The organism is Adonisia turfae CCMR0081 (genome assembly GCF_011009555.1).
GTDB lineage: Bacteria > Cyanobacteriota > Cyanobacteriia > Phormidesmidales > Phormidesmidaceae > Leptothoe > Leptothoe turfae.
In genome coordinates, this window is record NZ_QXHD01000004.1 from 3,348,885 (window position 1) to 3,367,133 (window position 18,249).

11 protein-coding genes are annotated in these 18,249 nt (G+C 46.8%); 3 read left to right on the forward strand and 8 right to left on the reverse strand.

Annotated features, from left to right (window positions below; genetic code table 11):
• Nucleotides 1–236: 236 nt before the first annotated feature.
• A complete protein-coding gene (locus tag DXZ20_RS18650; protein WP_163699797.1) occupies nucleotides 237–1,286 on the reverse strand; it encodes an ABC transporter substrate-binding protein in 1,050 nt (349 codons plus the stop codon).
• Between the two features lie 84 nt (nucleotides 1,287–1,370).
• Entirely contained in the window at nucleotides 1,371–2,933 is a 1,563-nt protein-coding gene (locus tag DXZ20_RS18655; RefSeq protein WP_163664452.1) for an amidohydrolase family protein, read from the reverse strand.
• A gap of 371 nt (nucleotides 2,934–3,304) precedes the next feature.
• On the opposite strand from DXZ20_RS18655, the gene DXZ20_RS18660 reads away from it, so the two are divergent.
• The 3 genes from DXZ20_RS18660 to DXZ20_RS18670 all read left to right on the forward strand — a co-directional run bounded on the left by DXZ20_RS18660 (nucleotide 3,305) and on the right by DXZ20_RS18670 (nucleotide 11,625).
• The gene (locus DXZ20_RS18660) at nucleotides 3,305–4,783 is read left to right on the forward strand and encodes an amidase (RefSeq protein WP_163699799.1); all 1,479 of its coding nucleotides are present in this window, start codon (nucleotides 3,305–3,307) and stop codon (nucleotides 4,781–4,783) included.
• Nucleotides 4,784–5,262: 479 nt separating this feature from the next.
• Complete coding sequence (locus DXZ20_RS18665) at nucleotides 5,263–9,873, forward strand: PAS domain S-box protein (protein WP_163699801.1); 4,611 nt, start codon at nucleotides 5,263–5,265, stop codon at nucleotides 9,871–9,873.
• Nucleotides 9,874–9,885: 12 nt separating this feature from the next.
• The gene (locus tag DXZ20_RS18670) at nucleotides 9,886–11,625 is read left to right on the forward strand and encodes a two-component system response regulator (protein ID WP_163699803.1); all 1,740 of its coding nucleotides are present in this window, start codon (nucleotides 9,886–9,888) and stop codon (nucleotides 11,623–11,625) included.
• A 79-nt stretch (nucleotides 11,626–11,704) separates the two neighbouring features.
• Here the strand turns inward: DXZ20_RS18670 and DXZ20_RS18675 are convergent, their stop codons facing one another.
• The 6 genes from DXZ20_RS18675 to DXZ20_RS18700 form a co-directional block, all read right to left on the reverse strand.
• The gene (locus tag DXZ20_RS18675; protein WP_163699805.1) at nucleotides 11,705–12,838 is read right to left on the reverse strand and encodes an aromatic ring-hydroxylating oxygenase subunit alpha; all 1,134 of its coding nucleotides are present in this window, start codon (nucleotides 12,836–12,838) and stop codon (nucleotides 11,705–11,707) included.
• Nucleotides 12,839–12,985: 147 nt separating this feature from the next.
• Nucleotides 12,986–13,996, reverse strand: coding sequence for a fatty acid desaturase family protein (locus DXZ20_RS18680; RefSeq protein ID WP_250565827.1), 1,011 nt, complete (start codon nucleotides 13,994–13,996; stop codon nucleotides 12,986–12,988).
• Between the two features lie 188 nt (nucleotides 13,997–14,184).
• Nucleotides 14,185–14,832: a transglutaminase-like domain-containing protein gene (locus DXZ20_RS18685; RefSeq protein ID WP_163664462.1), complete on the reverse strand. Its 648-nt coding sequence runs from the start codon at nucleotides 14,830–14,832 to the stop codon at nucleotides 14,185–14,187.
• Nucleotides 14,833–14,982: 150 nt separating this feature from the next.
• Nucleotides 14,983–15,726, reverse strand: coding sequence for a metal ABC transporter ATP-binding protein (locus DXZ20_RS18690; RefSeq protein ID WP_163699809.1), 744 nt, complete (start codon nucleotides 15,724–15,726; stop codon nucleotides 14,983–14,985).
• 113 nt (nucleotides 15,727–15,839) lie between these two features.
• Complete coding sequence (locus DXZ20_RS18695) at nucleotides 15,840–16,796, reverse strand: alpha-tubulin N-acetyltransferase (RefSeq protein WP_163699811.1); 957 nt, start codon at nucleotides 16,794–16,796, stop codon at nucleotides 15,840–15,842.
• A 402-nt stretch (nucleotides 16,797–17,198) separates the two neighbouring features.
• Nucleotides 17,199–18,059, reverse strand: coding sequence for a metal ABC transporter permease (locus DXZ20_RS18700; RefSeq protein ID WP_250564939.1), 861 nt, complete (start codon nucleotides 18,057–18,059; stop codon nucleotides 17,199–17,201).
• Nucleotides 18,060–18,249 lie beyond the last annotated feature (190 nt).

Consider the following 18,249-nt stretch of genomic DNA (forward strand, 5'->3'; position numbering starts at 1 on the left):
CATTAAACAACAACCTCATGACTTGAATTTTATGCTCCAAAACTTCTGCAGAAACCAGTCCGGAACATATATAATCGACCCCACCGTAACTCCAAACTTAATGCCATTAGGAATAACCTAGTACGTTGGGTTGTAGGGCGGCGTTCCGGCCCTGCCCAGGGGGTTTGGGGAACTCGGAGGGACCCCAAGCAGCCGGTTTTGCATCCAGTCAATATCCTGAACCATCACTGTGAACTTTAAACAGTCACCTTCACCTTCACCCGCTCCCAAAGTTCAGGGCTTTCAGCAATCACATCTTCCAACAAAGAGAAATTAACAAAGTTATCATCCAGATCCATATTAATGTAATTCAACTCCTTCATACTTTCCGCACGCTCATACATAAAGTTACGCTTATCCCGTACATCCACACCGGGAGGCTGAGCCTGGGCAGAGGCCAACAGGCTCTCCATGTCGGTCTTATAATACTTATCGATGGTGGCTTGAGCTGCCCCTTCAAAGTTATTTTCAATCTCATACTGAGCTTCAAAGAAGACTCGAATAACGTCTTTCACCATCTCGGGTTCGTTTTCAATGATTTCGTTACGAACGGCGAGAACACAGTCAGGATAGCCACTGCCATAAATATCAACACCATTACCCAGAATATTGCCGTTGGTCTGGGTTTTAGCTTTGGTGGCATAGGGTTCAATGTGGCTGACAGCATCCACCTGACCCGCCAGATAAGCGTTTAACAGTTCAGTTGAGTCACCCAGGTACACCATTTCCACATCGTCGTAGGTCATACCTTCTTTCTTTAAATAGTCATAGACGATGACATCCAGAGTGTCGGCCTGGAAGGTGGCAACTTTTTTACCCTTCAGATCAGCAAAGGATTTGATTTCGGGCTTAGCGACAATGACTAAGCCTTCGACACCACTGCCAGCAACAACTTGGAAAGATGCACCCTGGGTATAGGCTGCGATCGCATTAGTAAACGGAATCACCGCCATTTCCACCTGGCCCGTGGCCAACTGCACCGCCACATCAGCAGGCATCGGCGTCAGAGCCGCTGTTCCCTTAAACCCATACTTGGCAAAGAGTTGTTTCTCAGCAGAGTAAAACAGAGGCATATTACATAACCCCGCCCCATGGGCAAACTTAATCTCACGACCATCCCAACCGCCTGAGCCTACAGGCTTTTTACCCGGTGCGCAACTACTGAGGAAAGATAACAAAGCAGGCGTCATCGCTGCACCCAGACTCATACCCAGAAAACGACGACGGTTAGTACGGGAATGAAACATGATAAAAGTCTCCTTAGTTTAATGTATTCATCAGATAACGAAGCCAATGGACTGAAGCAAGAACAAGAACTTTAGAATAAAGCGTCACCCCAACGATGGGTGATAGCTCTGGCAACTGGTGCAGTAAAACGACTTATAAGCCTCTGGTCTAAACCAGCCGTCATAGACCTTTTTCACATAGGGAAAGACGTCTTTAGCAAGCTCTCGACGGCGTAATTCATCCGGTGTGAGGGGAGCCTTGAGCATTTCGGCCAACTCATCCAGCAACGCATCCTTGTCCACATGGGTAAACGTGCCATTCTCTAGAATTACCTCACCTGCCACCATGACAGCATCAATACCATGGGGGCGACTCCGGTGAATAACAGCTTCCAGAACAGGAATGGTGTCATCGAGATAGGGATAGGCCAGATGCTCCCAATCCATCACCACCAAGTCTGCAGCTTTACCGGGCTCTAATACACCTACTTCATTGGCAAAGCGCGTAGTATGAGCGCCATTTTCTGTCGCCATTTGAAATACCTGGGATGCTGCGGGCACCAGAGAATCCATACCGGGGACTCGATGCAACTTGAGAACCAGCCGCATTTCCTGGAGCATATCGCGGTCATCATTGATGCCTGCCTCATCCAAACCCATGCCCACTCTAACTCCCTTCTGAGCATAATGATTAAGAGGAGCAACACCACTTTGTAGGCGGAGGTTAGAACTCGCATTGTGGCAGATCATCGTCCCTGTTTCGGCAATGAGATCAATGTCTTCTTCCGTCAGCCACACACCATGCCCCAGGGTTAAATGGGGACCTAAAACACCTAATTTGTGAAGATGCTTCACTGCGGATGTACCTGTACGACGATGGGCATACTCCATCTGATAGGGAGTTTCCAGGAGGTGCATGTGCATGCCAACACCATACTTATGTGCATACTCTGTCTGGGTAGTAATGGCATCATCGTCACACCAGTGCAGATTGGCAGGCGCTAACTGTAGGCGAATGCGATCATCGGCAGCCCCTTCCCACTTTTTCCAAAGTGTTTCAAAGAACCAGAGAAAGTCTTCCAAAGGTACTTCGTGGGGCTTGAGCAGGGCCTCCATATCCGCCGCAATACTGGGAGGTAATTTAGCGACAAATTCATCGTTAGATTCATAAACAAAATGGTTCTGCGTACGCACACCAAAACAGTAGGATGCTCGCATACCAATGTCTTCATAGGCTTTGAGTATCTTGTCTGTAATCTCTGGCCACAGGGTGGCAGGTCCTGGCAACCAGCCATGGATATGTTGCACCGTTGTAATCCCTGACTCCACCATTTCAAAAGCAGAGTAGAGAGTATCCAGATAAAAATCCACTTGCCTGGCAGACAGACGACTGGCAAACCAAAGCTCTAGGGGATAGTCCAGCGACCCTAGTTGAAAGGGAGTTAACCCCACATGGTGGTGACTATTAACAAAACCTGGCATCACCACATGGTGAGCTGATCCCAGCATCTTATCAGGTTCATATTTTGCGGACAGTTCCTGATACGTCCCCACGTCTATAATGGTACCGTCATCTACAAAAACAGCACCATCTTCAATAATCTCAGCCTTTGTGCGGCTGATAGCTTTGCAAATAATATATTTACCCCGGATGAGAGTGGATGGCATGGCAGAATTCGCTGAGACAACGAACTTCGAAAGAGAAGTCTAATAAGGCCCCAACTGCTACAGCTAACTGTAAAAAACTAAGCTAATACTGCTCTAGAAAGGGCTTCAGGGAATGTTGCGCTAGTGCCCAAAACACCTTAATGTAAAGCCTAAACCACGCCAAGCTTAGACCGAGCTATGAAAGAAATCATAAGTGAACTGTTTTTGAAAGAACCGTATAAAACAATACGCTTCTCTGAGAATTTCAGTGATTTTTTGTAAACATTACTAAAAATGGGTGTTGCTGATCTTCGGGATGATTTTATCTTTCAAATTCAGACGATTAGCGAGGTCTACCGATCAATTTACCCCCCAAATCAGCACGACAAAAAATGATACTCCCACGATCACCCTTAGATAGTTTGAGTGTTCAAGCAATAGCTGAAAAACTAGCAACAGGGGAGTTAAGCATTACAGAATTATTACAGGCTTGTTTTCAGCGAATTGAGTTACGAGAATTTCAGGTACGTGCATGGACATATCTTGATATGGACCATGCACAACAGCAGGCAACTGTGTGGGAACAGAAATTGCAACAGGAGGGAAGCCAAATCCTGGAAACTTTTCCACTGTTAGGCGTCCCCATCGCGGTAAAAGATATCTTTGCCACATTAGAGATGCCCACTGGCTGGGGAACAGAAATTTATCGTAATCGATATATGGGTTATGATGCAGCAATTGTCTCAAAACTCAAGGCAGCGGGGGCAATTATATTGGGCAAAACCGTTACCACAGAGCTGGCCACAGCCGCCGCAGGACCGACAGCCAATCCCCACAATTTGGCCCATACTCCTGGTGGTAGCTCCAGCGGTTCGGCAGCAGCGGTGGCAGATGGAATGGTGCCAATTGCCATGGGCTCACAAACCATGGGCTCAATTTTACGTCCGGCTGCCTACTGTGGCATATTTGGATTCAAACCGAGTTTTGGGCTTATTTCTCGCTATGGCATGATGCCCGTTGCTCCGGTCCTCGATCATGTAGGAGTCTTTGCCCGTTGCTTAAATGATATTCACCGATTGTTAACTGTATTAATAGGTGCAGATAGTCGAGATCCAGATTGCCAGACGACTAAACAGACTTTTGCTTTTAAAGCAACATCACTATCAGTTCGGTCAACAAAAGATTTTCAATCAATCCGCTTGGGCCTGATCAAAACATCTCACTGGCAACAGACAGAGAGTATTGCTCAATCTCGATTAATGCAAGCTATTACAGTGTTGAGACAGGCTGATATTCGAGTGGATTTGGTGGCGTTACCTGCTAACGTTGATCCCTATTGGAATATTGTTCAAACCCTATGTGCCCATGGCTTGTACCAAAACCATGGTGCTCTTTTATCCAAGGCTCCCGATCGGTGTTCTCCCTTGTTACGAGATTGGTTGCAATGGGGAAAATCTATTTCTGCTGATACTTCCCAGCAAGCTTGCCGATGGCGCTATCGCTATCGTGAACAATTACGCCCTATCTTTGCCAAATACGATGCCGTGTTAAGTCCGGTCACTCTGGGACCTGCACCTTTGGGACTGGCCAATACAGGTTCACCCATATTTTGTGGACTGTGGACCCTATGTGGGTTGCCAGCTCTAAATATCCCTCTAGGCAAAACGGTGGATGGTTTGCCACTGGGCTGTCAGTTGGTGGGCTCCCTCTATAATGATCAAAAACTCCTAGAAATTGCCCATCAATGTTGGGCGATTTTAAGTCCTGTTTTTGGAGAGATTACGCTGCCTCCCGTGTCATTCCTGACAGATGAAGGTATAAAACAATGTCAGAGTCATTATGGGTTTGAATTCTCTCCAGGGTATAGCTAAATTTAGCAATTGGGCAGATTGTTGAACTTAAACAACAGCGTCGCCAGAATGGGTTGCCTTTAGTGCTGGATCCGGATAAGGGATCACTATGAAATCGTTTGATCAGCGTTGTATCTAATTAGCTTTTGCCTGGGGTTATATAACTTTTTGTATAAAAATACTCGCCTTAAAAGCAATCAAGATTGTGGGAATACAATGGTTGATGCTACATAAATCCCTGAAATGGGAAATTATCAGTCAAGGTGCTAAATGAGCGTTTTCTTGCAAGATTAAACAATTCCTAGATTTAATCCGCTCACAATCTTAAATTTATCAGTATAAAGAACCTTATAAGCTTTTGTGCCTTGCACTACAATGATTTCAGGTCAAAATCTGTTACACAATTTTCAGCCCTTCCTGGGTGGGGATTAGATGTCAAGTCAAGTGTTTAAGTTATTCAGCATTTAGATTTTCTTAGTGTCGCCTACCGAGGCTCGGCTATGTCAGATCAGGCTTTACCGTCTATTCCAGGCTATATTCTGACCACAAAACTCTATGCAGGCAGTGGCACCGTCGTTTATCAGGCCGTCAGAGAGAATCATATTGTCAAACCTCTCGCTTTCGTCCCCTGGCACCACAACTATGCCCTGATAATGGCAGATGTGGGCGCTATCTCCCTACGGGACTATATACAGAACCACGGTCACCTTCTGAACCAGTATCGGATACTACACAAGGACATCAACCCGGCCAACATCCTCATCCATCCCAATACCCACCAAATCTGGCTAACCGACTACAACTGCGAACTCGAACGGCAAGTAGAAGAACGCACCCGAGCACTGCAGGCAAGTGAAAAACGGTTGCGGCTTGCTATGCGTGCGGCCAACCAAGGCTTTTATGATCTGAATCTACAGACGGATGAAGCCATTGTCAGTCCAGACTATGCCTTGATGTTGGGATATGATCCAGCGACTTTCTGCGAAACCGAGGCAAATTGGCAGTCACGTTTGCACCCAGATGATCGAGAACGGGTGAATCAAGCTTACTTGACCTATAAAATCGGTCAAACTCCCCAGTACAGAGCTGAATTTCGGATGCAGACTCGGCAAGGAAACTGGAAATGGATTCTCACCATGGGACAGTTCATGGAATGGGATGAAACTGGAGAACCGACAAGACTGCTGGGCACCCATACAGACATTAGCGATCGCAAGTTCACTGAAATTCAATTGGCAGCGCAGAATGCGCTTCTAGCAAACATTGCCCAAGGTCAGCCCCTATTGGAAGTGCTGAATGCTTTGATTTATCACATAGAACATAGTTTGGAGACAGTGCTCTGTTCTGTCTTATTGCTCGATAAAGAAAATCGACTTCGTCACACAACGGCCCCGAGCTTACCCACTGCTTATACCCAGGCAATTGATGGCGTGTTAGTTGGTGAAGGTGTGGGGTCTTGTGGGACAGCAGCCTTTCGTAATCAAACAGTTATTGTGGCCGATATCGCCACTGACCCCCTATGGTCTGCTTACAGAGACTTGGCATTAACCCATGGTCTCAAAGCTAGCTGGTCAAGCCCAATTCAGGCCCGTGGTGGCCAGGTTTTAGGGACATTGGCAATGTATTACAAACAGGTGAGATCACCGCAAACCCATGAATTAAAAATGATTACGCAGATGGCCCATATTGCAGGTATTGCCATCGAACGTCACCAAGCAGACGCTCAACTGCGCCAAAGCGAAGCCACTCTACTCAAAGCACAACAGGTCGCTCACGTCGGTAACTGGGAGTTTGACATCGCTAGCCAGACTATCACCTGGTCACCAGAAATGTTCCGCATCTATGGGTTAGAGCCAACCGCATCAGCGCCGTCCTATCCAGACTATCTACAAATGCTGCCGGCTGAGGCTTGCCTGCAATTACAGAGTTATGTCGAACGGGCACTCGCTAAAGGCACCCCGTATACAATTGAATACAGTCGAACTCGATCCGATGGGTCGCTGAGCCATCACGAGTATCGTGCCGAGGTAGAACAAGACGAACAGGGACAGGCAATTCGTTTACTTGGTACGGTCCTTGACATCACTGACCTTAAACAAGCTGAACTGGCCCTACAAAATCTGGTTACGGGAACAGCCGCAACCATTGGTCAGGATTTCTTCCCAGCCCTGGTTCATCACATCAGTGTAGCCCTCGACGTTCCCATCGCCTTAATCACTCAATTTGTGGATCAAGAGCTGCAAAGTCTGGCCTTTATTATTGATGGTGAACCGCAACCGAATTTTGCCTACGATCTTCCAGAAACCCCCTGTCGTGATCTTGTTGTTAACTATTCCTACCATTGTCCCAGTGGTGTTTCTGAGCATTTTCCCAATAACCCTATGCGAGAGAAAGCCGTTGAGAGCTATCTAGGGGTAGCCCTGCGCGATCGCCAAGGTCAAGTACTAGGAAGCTTGTGCATCTTTGACCGACAACCTTTGCGGGATCCCAAACGAGCCAAACAGATTTTAGAAGTCTTTAGTGGCCGAGTTTCAGCTGAACTAGAACGCCAGCGTGCAGAAAATGCCCTCCAAAATCTGATTGAAGGCACGGCGGCATTAACCGGTCCTGACTTTTTCCCAGCTCTGGTTCAACACATTGCCACCGCTTTGAATGCGTCCCATGCATTTGTTACCGAAATTGTTGAAGGCAATCAATTGCGCTATTTGGCCGCTTGGGGGGATGGCCAGCATCTACCGAACGAGATTGTTGAGGTCGAAGGTACCACCTGTGGAGTTACCCTTAGGGCAGGGGTGTATCACTGTGAGAGAGAGGTCATAGCTTGCTTTCCTCAAAATCCTAGACTGGTGTCGATGGCGGTAGAAAGTTACATGGGGGTGGCGCTACAAAATCGTCAAGGTCAAGCACTTGGAACACTCTGCATTTTTTCACGCCAGTCCATAGTCAACCCGGAACACTCCCAGGAAATTCTACGAGTGTTTGCGGATCGGGCTGCTGCTGAGCTTGAGCGACTAAGAGCGCAAACAGCCTTAGAACAACTTAATCAAAAGCTGGAACAGCGTGTAGAGCGACGTACCCAAGAATTAGCGCGTTCTGAGCAGGACTTACGCACCATCTTTAACAATGTCTACGATGGCATCATGATTCACGATTTAGGGGGTACCGTCCTTGACGTTAACGACCGATATGTGGAGATGCTGGGAGCGACGCGAGAGCAAATTCTGGCTGCCAGCATCGCTGATTTTATGGCCCCAGAGGCTCCTATCGAACAGATTTTGGAAATAACTCAACAGGTGGCAAAGGGTAAAGATCTGAGGGTGAAATGGAAGGCCCGTCGATTGGATAATGACACTACGTTTGATGTGGACGTGTCCTTAAAGAAATTAATGTTAGGTAACCGTCCGGTCATTATCGCATGTGCCCGTGATATCAGCGATCGCCAACGTGCTGAAAGCGCCTTACATTTAAGTGAAGCCCGTGCTCATGCAGCCTTTGAGCAGGCCGCTGTAGGCATTGCTGAAAGCAACTTAACCGATGGTAAAATCACCCGCACCAACAATTATTTTTGTCAAATGACCGGCTATACAGCCCAAGAGCTTGAGTCTTTGACATCGGCTGATTTAACCTATTTTGAAGATCTCAACGACTCACAACAACAAATAAAACAACTCTTCACAGGCGCAATTGATAGTTTCACCCTTGAAAAGCGTTATATCCGTAAAGATGGCTCCTACTTTTGGGCGACCACAGCCGTTACCCTGATCCAAAACCCAGCAGAAGACTCCCCTCGCTGTTTAGCAGTTATTCAGGACATTAGCGATCGCAAAGCCGCTGAAACCCAACTCCAACGCACCAATGCAGAACTGGTCCGCGCCACCCGTCTCAAGGATGAGTTTTTAGCCAATATGAGCCATGAACTGCGCACCCCGCTTAACGCTATTCTAGGATTGTCTGAAGCGTTGCAGGAGAAAGCCTTCGGTCCCTTGACCAAGCAGCAACTTAAATACCTGAAAACCATTGAACACAGCGGCACCCATTTACTAAACCTGATCAACGATATTCTCGATGTCGCCAAAATTGAAGCAGGACAACTCGAACTAGAGTTAAGTGTCACCAACATTGAGAGTCTGTGTGAATCTAGCTTGGCACTCGTTAAACAACAAGCACTCAAAAAACGCATTTCCCTCACAACAACGATCCCTCCCAACTCCCCCACACTGGCTATTGATGCACGACGCATTCTACAGAGTCTGGTGAACCTACTCAATAACGCCATTAAGTTCACCCCTGAAGGGGGATGTGTGGCCTTGGCGGTGCGTTATCATTACCAGGACGATCCGTCGAAACCATCTCACTTACAAAAACCATCTGAGGTTATGCAAGCTTCCCATGCATGGAGTTGGGAATCTGGCCCCCTCACCGCTAGACACTACCTCAAACTCAGTGTGGCGGATACGGGCATTGGTATTGCTCAAAAACACATCACTAAACTCTTCAAACCCTTTTCCCAAATTGATAGCACCCTCAATCGAAAATATACGGGCACCGGTTTAGGCTTAGTTTTAGTCAAACAAATGGCCGAGTTGCACGGGGGAACCGTTAGTTTAACCAGCGAAGTTGGCGTGGGTAGCTGTTTTAGTATTAATCTCCCCTATGAGTCTGTTGCCCCCCTGATTGAACCTGGCCAATCACCTCATCAGATCAGCCCGCTAAGCCTGCCTGTCTCTGGTCAACAAGACAACTCACCCCTGATCCTATTGGCGGAAGACAATCAAGACACCATTAGTTTAATGGTGTCCTACTTAGAGACCATCGGCTATCGACTGATGGTGGCTAACAATGGTCTAGACGCCCTTGAATTAGCCCATACACATCATCCTGATTTAATTTTGATGGATATCCAAATGCCAGACTTAGATGGTCTCAAATCGATTCAGCGGATTCGTCATCAAGATTCAACCCTCAAATCCGTTCCCATTATTGTCCTAACCGCCCTGGTCATGGCGGGAGATCAAGAGCGTTGTCTAGCAGCTGGTGCGAACGAGTACCTCGGTAAACCCGTCAAGCTCAAACAACTAGCCCTGACCATTCAAAAATTGTTAGTTCAATAAGGTGGTCATTGCATGAAAATACCGATTATTCTTGTTGTGGATGATGAGCCCAATAACTTTGAGGTAATTGAGGCACTGTTGGCAACCGAAAATTACGAATTACAGTCTGCAACCAGTGGTAAAGAGGCCCTTGGGATCCTTCCTTCTGTGCAACCGGATCTGATTCTCCTGGATATTGCAATGCCTGAGATGGATGGCCTAGCGGTCTGTCAAAAGATAAAAGCAATGCCCCAGTGGCAATCTATTCCCATCATCATCGTGACGGCTGTGACAGGCAAGCTGGTTTTAGCCAAATGTTTAGAGACTGGCGCAGATGATTTTATTAGTAAGCCCGTTAGTGGGTTAGAACTTCGAGCGCGTGTGCGTTCAATGCTGCGTATTCGCCAACAACATCAGCAATTGTCCGCATTCAATACCCACCTGGAAGCAACCGTACAGGAACGAACAGAGCAGTTACAAACCATGATTGCTCAAGATAGCTTAACCAAGTTACCTAGCCGAACCAATCTCCTGGAAAAATTAGCCGAATGTTTGGATAGGAAAGACTCAACCTTGGCCGTTATTATTCTCGACTGCGATCAGTTCCACTTGGTGAATGGTTCGTTTGGCCATGTGTTTGGGGATAAACTTCTAGTTGCGATCGCCCAACGATTACTAAAAAAGATTCGCCCCAGCCATATCCTTGCACGTCTTGGTGAAGATGAATTTTGCTGGGTTGTCAATCCAATTTCTGAGGCTAATGCCACCGCCATTGATTCAGTGATCCAAACAATTAGTAACAGTTTCCATCAGCCGTTTCTGGTGGAAGGGTGTGAAATTTATATGACCGCCAGTGTGGGGATTGCCTTTAGTCAGGAACCCTGTCAAACAGCGGCACAACTGCTCCAGGCTGCCGATACTGCCATGTATCAAGCCAAGCTTAGAGGTAAGGGAAGTGTTCAAATATTTTCCCCGCAGATGCATGTTCAAATCCATGATCGATTGACTCTAGAAGCAGATCTCCAACGAGCATTGAATAATCAAGAGTTCACGGCATTTTATCAGCCCATTATTCACCTTGAAACTTTGAAGATAGTTGGTTTTGAAGCGTTAATTCGTTGGCAGCATCCTGAGAAAGGCATTCTGCCACCGGGTCTCTTTATCCCATCCATAGAGGCCTCAGGTTTAATTGAACCTGTGGGAATTTTAATCTTCCAAAAAGCTTGTCAGCAACTGCAAGTTTGGCAGCAACGGGGGTGGCCAGAGCTAACCATGAGTATTAATGTCTCACCCCGACAATTCAACTCTCCAAATTTATTAGATAGTATTGATCAAGTGTTGGCTGAAACCCAGGTAAATCCAGCCTGTTTGAAGCTTGAAATCACGGAAAGTGCCATCATGGGAAGTATTGATAATGCGACTGCTCTGACAAAAGAGTTGCAAGCTCGACAGATGCAAGTGAGCATTGACGACTTCGGTACAGGGTATTCATCTTTGAAATATTTAAACTGCTTTTTAGTCAATAATCTCAAAATTGATCGTTCCTTTATCAAGGAATTTACCTCAGAAAGGAATCATTATCCAATTGTGAACACAATTGTAGCGCTTGCTCAAGAATTAGGGTTATCGATTATTGCAGAGGGGATTGAAACACAACAACAGCTTTTATGGCTCCAGAACTTAAAGTGTGACTTTGGACAGGGCTATTTTTTCTCTAAACCACTGCCAGCCAGTGAAATAGAAAAAGTGTACTTAAATCGGGACAGCGATTAAATAAGTCCCAGCGTTGCTGAGCCTCGGGAGGGTTTAACCTAAGAAAAAGCTGGTGTAAAGCCAGCTTACCAGATCGATATCAATGACCCGATAACCGCATAACATAATCATCAAACTCCTTGATATACACCTCCAACGGAGCATGCAATAAACCTGATTTATCCGAACCAAAATTCGCACCTGCCTGCATCCGCTCAACCATTTCCTTATCTTCAATGGTCGCTATTTCAATCACATTGACAATCTCTTTCACAAACTTATCAGGATCAGGTATTGTCTGCATCGCATGGTGAGAGAAAGAAACTCCCCAACGAGCATTCGTCTGGTCAACAGATTTGGGTTCAAGGGCCATCCACCAAACAAAATTTGGTTCAACCGCAACTAAACCATTCGGGAAAACACCCGCCACATAAAACCGTCTATGTTCATTTTCATCTAGCTGGGGGTTATAAATAGCTGGCTGATGTTCATGGGTATACGAATTACTGTGAATCGTAAAATTGGGATCGCCAGTCGGGCCATATTCAACTAACTTGGTTGGGTTAGCAGGGCCAATAGACTTCGTATGGGTGTAAGTGGTGTGATAACTCTCAATAAAGTTGTGGTAGATCAGCTTCCAGTTAGCATTCCACTGTTCCTCATGTACCACATGCCGATCTTCATAACGATCTAGCTCAAAATTCTTAAGTATATAGCTAAGATTTTTCAACCGCTCAGACACTGGCAGCAAGTCTTGTCGTAGAGCAACAAAAACGTAACCAAGATACTCTTCTGTCGCCAGGGTTTCCAAGGAAAGTCCATCAATGTCGCCCGCCCTAAACCCTTCCCGCTCAGGCACACCGACTAACTCACCATCTAATTTATAAACCCAGCAATGGTAAGGGCACACAATACTTTTTGTGGACCCACAGCCCTCTAACAGTTTGACGTAACGGTGTAAACAGTAGTTTGCCATTGTCCGAAGGTCACCATCTTGCTGACGCATGACAATAATAGGCCGTGACCCTAAGGATGCCGTCATATAGTCCCCGGGATTGGGAATCTCCCCCGAACGCCCTACCATCACCCAATCGTTATCAAAAATGCTGGTCATCTCATGGGCAAACAGATCAAGATCCGTGAAAGTCTTTTGCTGACGTGCCAGCATCCGACTTGGAATGTTGGGGGCCAGGGACTGATTTAATGTGTAGTTGAACTGTTTAGAAGGGCTCATAATGTATCGCTTCTTTTCCCGTAGTACCGTCTGTGCACAAAGAATATCAAACGAACCAAATACTGCGATAGTGACTATACGGGGACTGCATACAAATAAAGCCCCTGGTTGGGGCTTTAGATGGGTGGATAAAAAGCAATAACAGGCCTAATGCTTCGTTGAGAGCCCCCCAGCCATAGGAATTAAAATGAAGCGATTCATCAATCGCCGCACCGCCTGGGTATAGCCCTGTTCGAGTTCCATTGCGGGCATCCCATGATCATCCAACACAGTCTGAAGCCGATCATAGGCCTGGGGCAGCTGATTAAATGGAATCGATGGAAAGGCATGGTGTACAGCATGGTAGTTGAGACCTCCCACTAACCAACTAAACCAGTGGCTCGTCTGTAAATTTCGAGAAGAATATAGTTGCGTCAGTTGATGACCGCCCACTTGCTGCCATAAACCATAGTGTTCTAAATGTGCTCGTGTTTGGGCAATCACGCCAACAACTCGTTCTAGGCAAAGCCAAAATAACAAATAACGCCAAATACTCGTGTGGGAAAGAATAACAACCGCAATTAAACAAGCCTGAACAATTCCTATGCCCAAAAAATCAGCAAATAACTGAAATCTCAATCGGGGTAATAAATCCTGACATCTGCGGCCACCCATGAGGGTTTTAAGGATGATTCCTAAACCACCCAAAATCAGAATATCTATCAGCCACTGGTGGCGCATGTACCACTGTACGAAGGGCGATGCATCCTGATATTCCTGGGTAGTCCATTGAATGCGCTCTGGGTCGCGTAAATCTAGACCATTCCAACCGTGGTGTAACCGATGCAGCTTTGCATAAACACCGACGGGCCAGAGCATCGGCCAAGATATGATTCGTGCCAGCGTCTCTTCCACAACAGGCCAGCCTAGAAGTGTATGGTGAATCGCGTCATGGGTACAGATCAGCCAGAAGGCATAAAACACACCTGCGACAACAGTCCATCCCCAGAAACTGAGGCCAGCAGCATGGGTCCAGGCCAAGGTTATACAGCCTATTACAGCAACTCCCAATACACCAAAGCGTAAGAACCCTACCCAGAAATTGACGGCCTGCAAATCGGTAACGGCTGCTTGTAGAGCCTTGTTGGAAACTGTCGGTCGCAAACAGGCCTCTGTCATAGTGATATGTTTTTGATTAGGTAGACTCACCATTGTACCTAGCCCCATTACTATTGACGCTTGGCAACAACAAACCATGGGGCCATTGGCTTGAATGAATAGCCCATGGCGCTGATGGTTTTGCCTATCTTACTAATGTAACGGTAAAAAATGAAGAAATTATGAGGTTTAGTGGGAACACAAAGGCCCTAAAAATTAGAGGGATGAGGTCTGAGATTTTGCCATAGTCCATACTTTGCTGCCATCTCAGGAGAAAGATCTGGAAGCTTTTGCAGCAAGCTATGCCAAGTTTGGTAATTATTTAAAGCGTCTACAACCACTGCCAACGGGGCTGGCAGAATCGCAGGAAAATCAGTCTCTTCTGTTAATCGCGGGCTAAAGGCGAGTTTTTCCTGAGGGGGCATAAACCGTGCATCTATCCCCCCACGGTTTCCCCTCGGGTCAATGCGATACCAGCCGATTTCAGGTAAATAAACGGCATTTAACCCGTGGAGACAATAGGGTGCACCCTGATCATTGACACTTAGGCGTTGATAACAAAAGCCAGTCGGAATGGCATTAGCCCGCAGCAGGGCAGCGAGCAGATGGCTTTTGGCATAACAATAACCCGTCCGATGCCGCAGCACATCGGACGCGCGACAGGTCACCGGGTTTAACTGATAGTCAAAACTGTGACGAATTTCATCCCGCACCCATTGAAAGCAGACCTGGGCAATTTCCGTCGGTTTTCCATGGCCTTTTGCGAGAAAAGCGGCCAGCTCCACAATGGACGGGTGTTGCCAATCAATAATGTTGGAGGTCTGCAAATAGGCGGTTATCGCTGGTTGATCACTCATCTCGACCTAGCCCTTAAAACAGTACATCTTAAGGATGGTAACGGAGATATTAGATAGCTTAAATCAGCCGCTTTGAACCCATCCATCAAATGAGTTAATGGGGTCTGCCCATGAACATGAGCTTGCCCTACAAAAAATTGGCGGAGCTGGTTAACTCACTAATCGCATGGCCTGAGGCGTGCCAAAGCTCGATTGAGAATTCATACCAAAGGCGCGTTGGATATTGTCCATGGTCATCACTGCATGGGGGCGATCGTTGGCCAGCAGTTGCCGATTGAGTAATAGCAATCGATCATAGCGATAAAGATCATCACCCCATTCATGGCTACATACCAGTATTGTTTTTCGTTGGGCACTGAGTTCGGCAAAAATATCGACCATCACGGCCTCAGTCTTCTTATCAATGCCAGTGAATGGTTCATCGAGCAAAAAGAGTTCTGCCTGCTGAGCTAAGGCACGGGCCAGAAATACACGCTGCTGCTGCCCGCCGGAAAGCTGACCAATGGGACGATCTTTGAGAGATAGCATATCTACACGATCAAGGGCTTCACTGGTCATCCGCTTAGCATCAACGCCAGGGCGACGGACCCATCCTAAGGCTCTAGTCTGGGCCATCATCACAACATTCCAGACAGTCACAGGATAGTCCCAATCAATTTGCGATCGCTGCGGTACATAGGCCACCCGTCGCCGCTGTCGTCGCAGAGGTCCACCACAAAATAGCACCCGTCCCTGGCAGGGGGTTAGCCCCAAAATGGCTTTGATTAGAGTGCTTTTACCTGCTCCATTGGGGCCAATTAACCCCACCAGCTCCCCCGGTTGCAAATGCAATGTAATTGCATCCAATGCCGAAACGCCCCGATAGTTAACGGACAGGTTTTCAACCTCTAGCATGGGTAGAAATGATAATCGTTATCGTATGGCAATCGCAACTATAGCAAATTTTTGAGGGCATGCCATGGTAGAGGTTGATTTATTCCTTTAGATATTGGTAGATATCGGGTAAATCAACTGGAAAATGCATAGGATGGCACCCCCAACGCATTGCCCAGTAAACCTAAACGGTAAAGGTTGGCCAACGGTTCCTGAAATGAATTAGCGTTAATTCCCAGAAAATAACGGCTGCGAACATTTGCCAATATCTCTAAGGGCAAATGCCCTGCCACGTTAGATAATTCTGGTTCCGGTGACCACAGGGGGCTGTGGCAGATAATCTCTTGAGCCGAAAAAATCAGGTCATCCAGGGTATTGATTTGCAAAATCGTCGTAATATCAGATGCCGTAGCTCCATAGCCGTAGGCAAAGGCAGCAGCCAGGGCAATGTTGAGGAAGCCATGCACTTCTACGGAATTGCCATCGGGTAGCAGTTGCCAACTGCGTAAGGGCTGATGTAGACCACCAGTCGCCTTCAAGGGAATCTGCCCATTGGCACAGGTTACTAGCAAATGGGCTAATGTATCAATGCTGGGGCAATCGGCAGCAGTTGGCCCACCCATGCGCACCTTAATGGCCGCGCGGCTACCTTGCAATACTGCCAAATAGTCGGGTAGGGTCGCATCCAGGGGTACCTCAAAAAAGAGATCGCTGTGGGGTGGCAGATGGGGAAGCAGGGGTGCGATCGCATCTGCCCCTGCCAGCTTAAATTCAAGGGCTGAAATCGTAAACCGGTTTTGTTTTTTTAGCCATGGCGCTAAATTCTCTAGCGCTTGAGCCGAAGGCTCTAAGATGACGCTCAGTGGCCAAAAGGCTGCTGCGTATTGTTGCTCTAATTCATCTAAACAGTTTTCAAACTGAGATAATTGAGATAAACATAAGACAAATCGTCCCAGCATCCAACGATGGGAACTGTCGCTATATCGCTCATAGGCGGTGATGGCTGCTGCCATACCTAGGCTCGTAGAAGAAAGCAACCCTGCATAGTCAATCAATGTTGAGAGCAGTAATCGAAGGGAAGGAGCAGTCATCTTAAATTAGTGAACAACCAGAAAAATAAATTTAATGACTTGTAACAAGTTTTCAGAGGGCGATATTCAGAAAGAAAAATCTTGAAAAAACTAGTTTCATTATAGTCTCTCCCATCAAGATGAGGTGTCGATATATGATTTGGACAAGAAATCATGAAGAGATTGCCATCAATGTCTGAAGGCACTGATGGCAATCCACTGTAATGTCGATACCAACTCAGCTTGAATTGTTGTTAGAGATAGTTTGTTATGGCCTCGCTCCCTATCAATTCTCAAGCCTTGAGATATTGATCGTTGTCGATTCATTCCCTAAATCAGCAATGAAGCAATGACAAAGAGGTATTCTCTGATCGAATCTTCCTACCATGGAGATGGCATAGAAATGGTCCAAAAAATCGGGTATCAATTTAAGGTGTTGTTTTGGCGCTTAGAAACCCAAAAACGGTGGGTCAATATTCCCTGGCTAGGGCTAAATAGCAATGTCAATAAAAAACAGCTAAATAGGGTCAATGTAATCGCCGGCCCCGACGGAATATCAAGGTAATAGCTCACATACATACCCACCAGGCTAGAAATCACACCTAGGCCTGAACCGACCATCATCATCCAGTGAAGTTCAGTCGTTAATAAAGAGGCGGCTGCCGCCGGGCTAATCATTAAGGCCATCACCAAAATAACTCCCACCGCCTTCATGCCAGCCACAATCGCCAGGGTAATCAGGGTCATCAATCCCACATTGATCCGGGTAACCGGCAAACCACTCGCCTCTGCCCCTAACGGATCAAAGGTAAAGAATAAGAGTTCTTTATAGAAAATTTTGACAGCAACTAGAATGATGACGGTAATCCAGCCAATCTGCCAGACATCACCCATTGAAATACTCAGAATATCGCCAAACAGAAGCCCTTCAAGGCCGATACGACTGCGTAGGATCGTCAGCAGGGTAATGCCCAACGCAAAAAAGCTGGAAAAGGTAATGGCCATGGCCGTATCTACCTTGACCTTGGATTGGGCCTGAATCCAGGTGGTCACAAACGTGCTGATAATGCCAGAGATAAAGGCTCCCAGCAGAAGGGGGATGGTCAGGAAATTTGCGATCGCAAGCCCTGGCAGTACCGCATGGGCAACCACATCCCCCAACAAGGCCATCCGCTGCACAATTAAATAGGTACCGACGACTGGGCAAAGAATTCCGATGAGCACACCAGCCAGTAGTGCCTGACGCATAAAATCATAATTCAGCGGATCAAATAGCCAATCCATAATGGACCTCAAAACTGCACCATATCAACCACACTAATCCCTTATCCGTGACTATAATGTCTGTGAAGCTGCCCTGACCTATATCAAAGGGACATACAGCAAACCCTGTAAACATTAAGCAACCAAAATCAAGCAACCAAATTTGGGTTTTTTAAGGGACATCTACCACTACAGTGCCCAACAGTGCCCA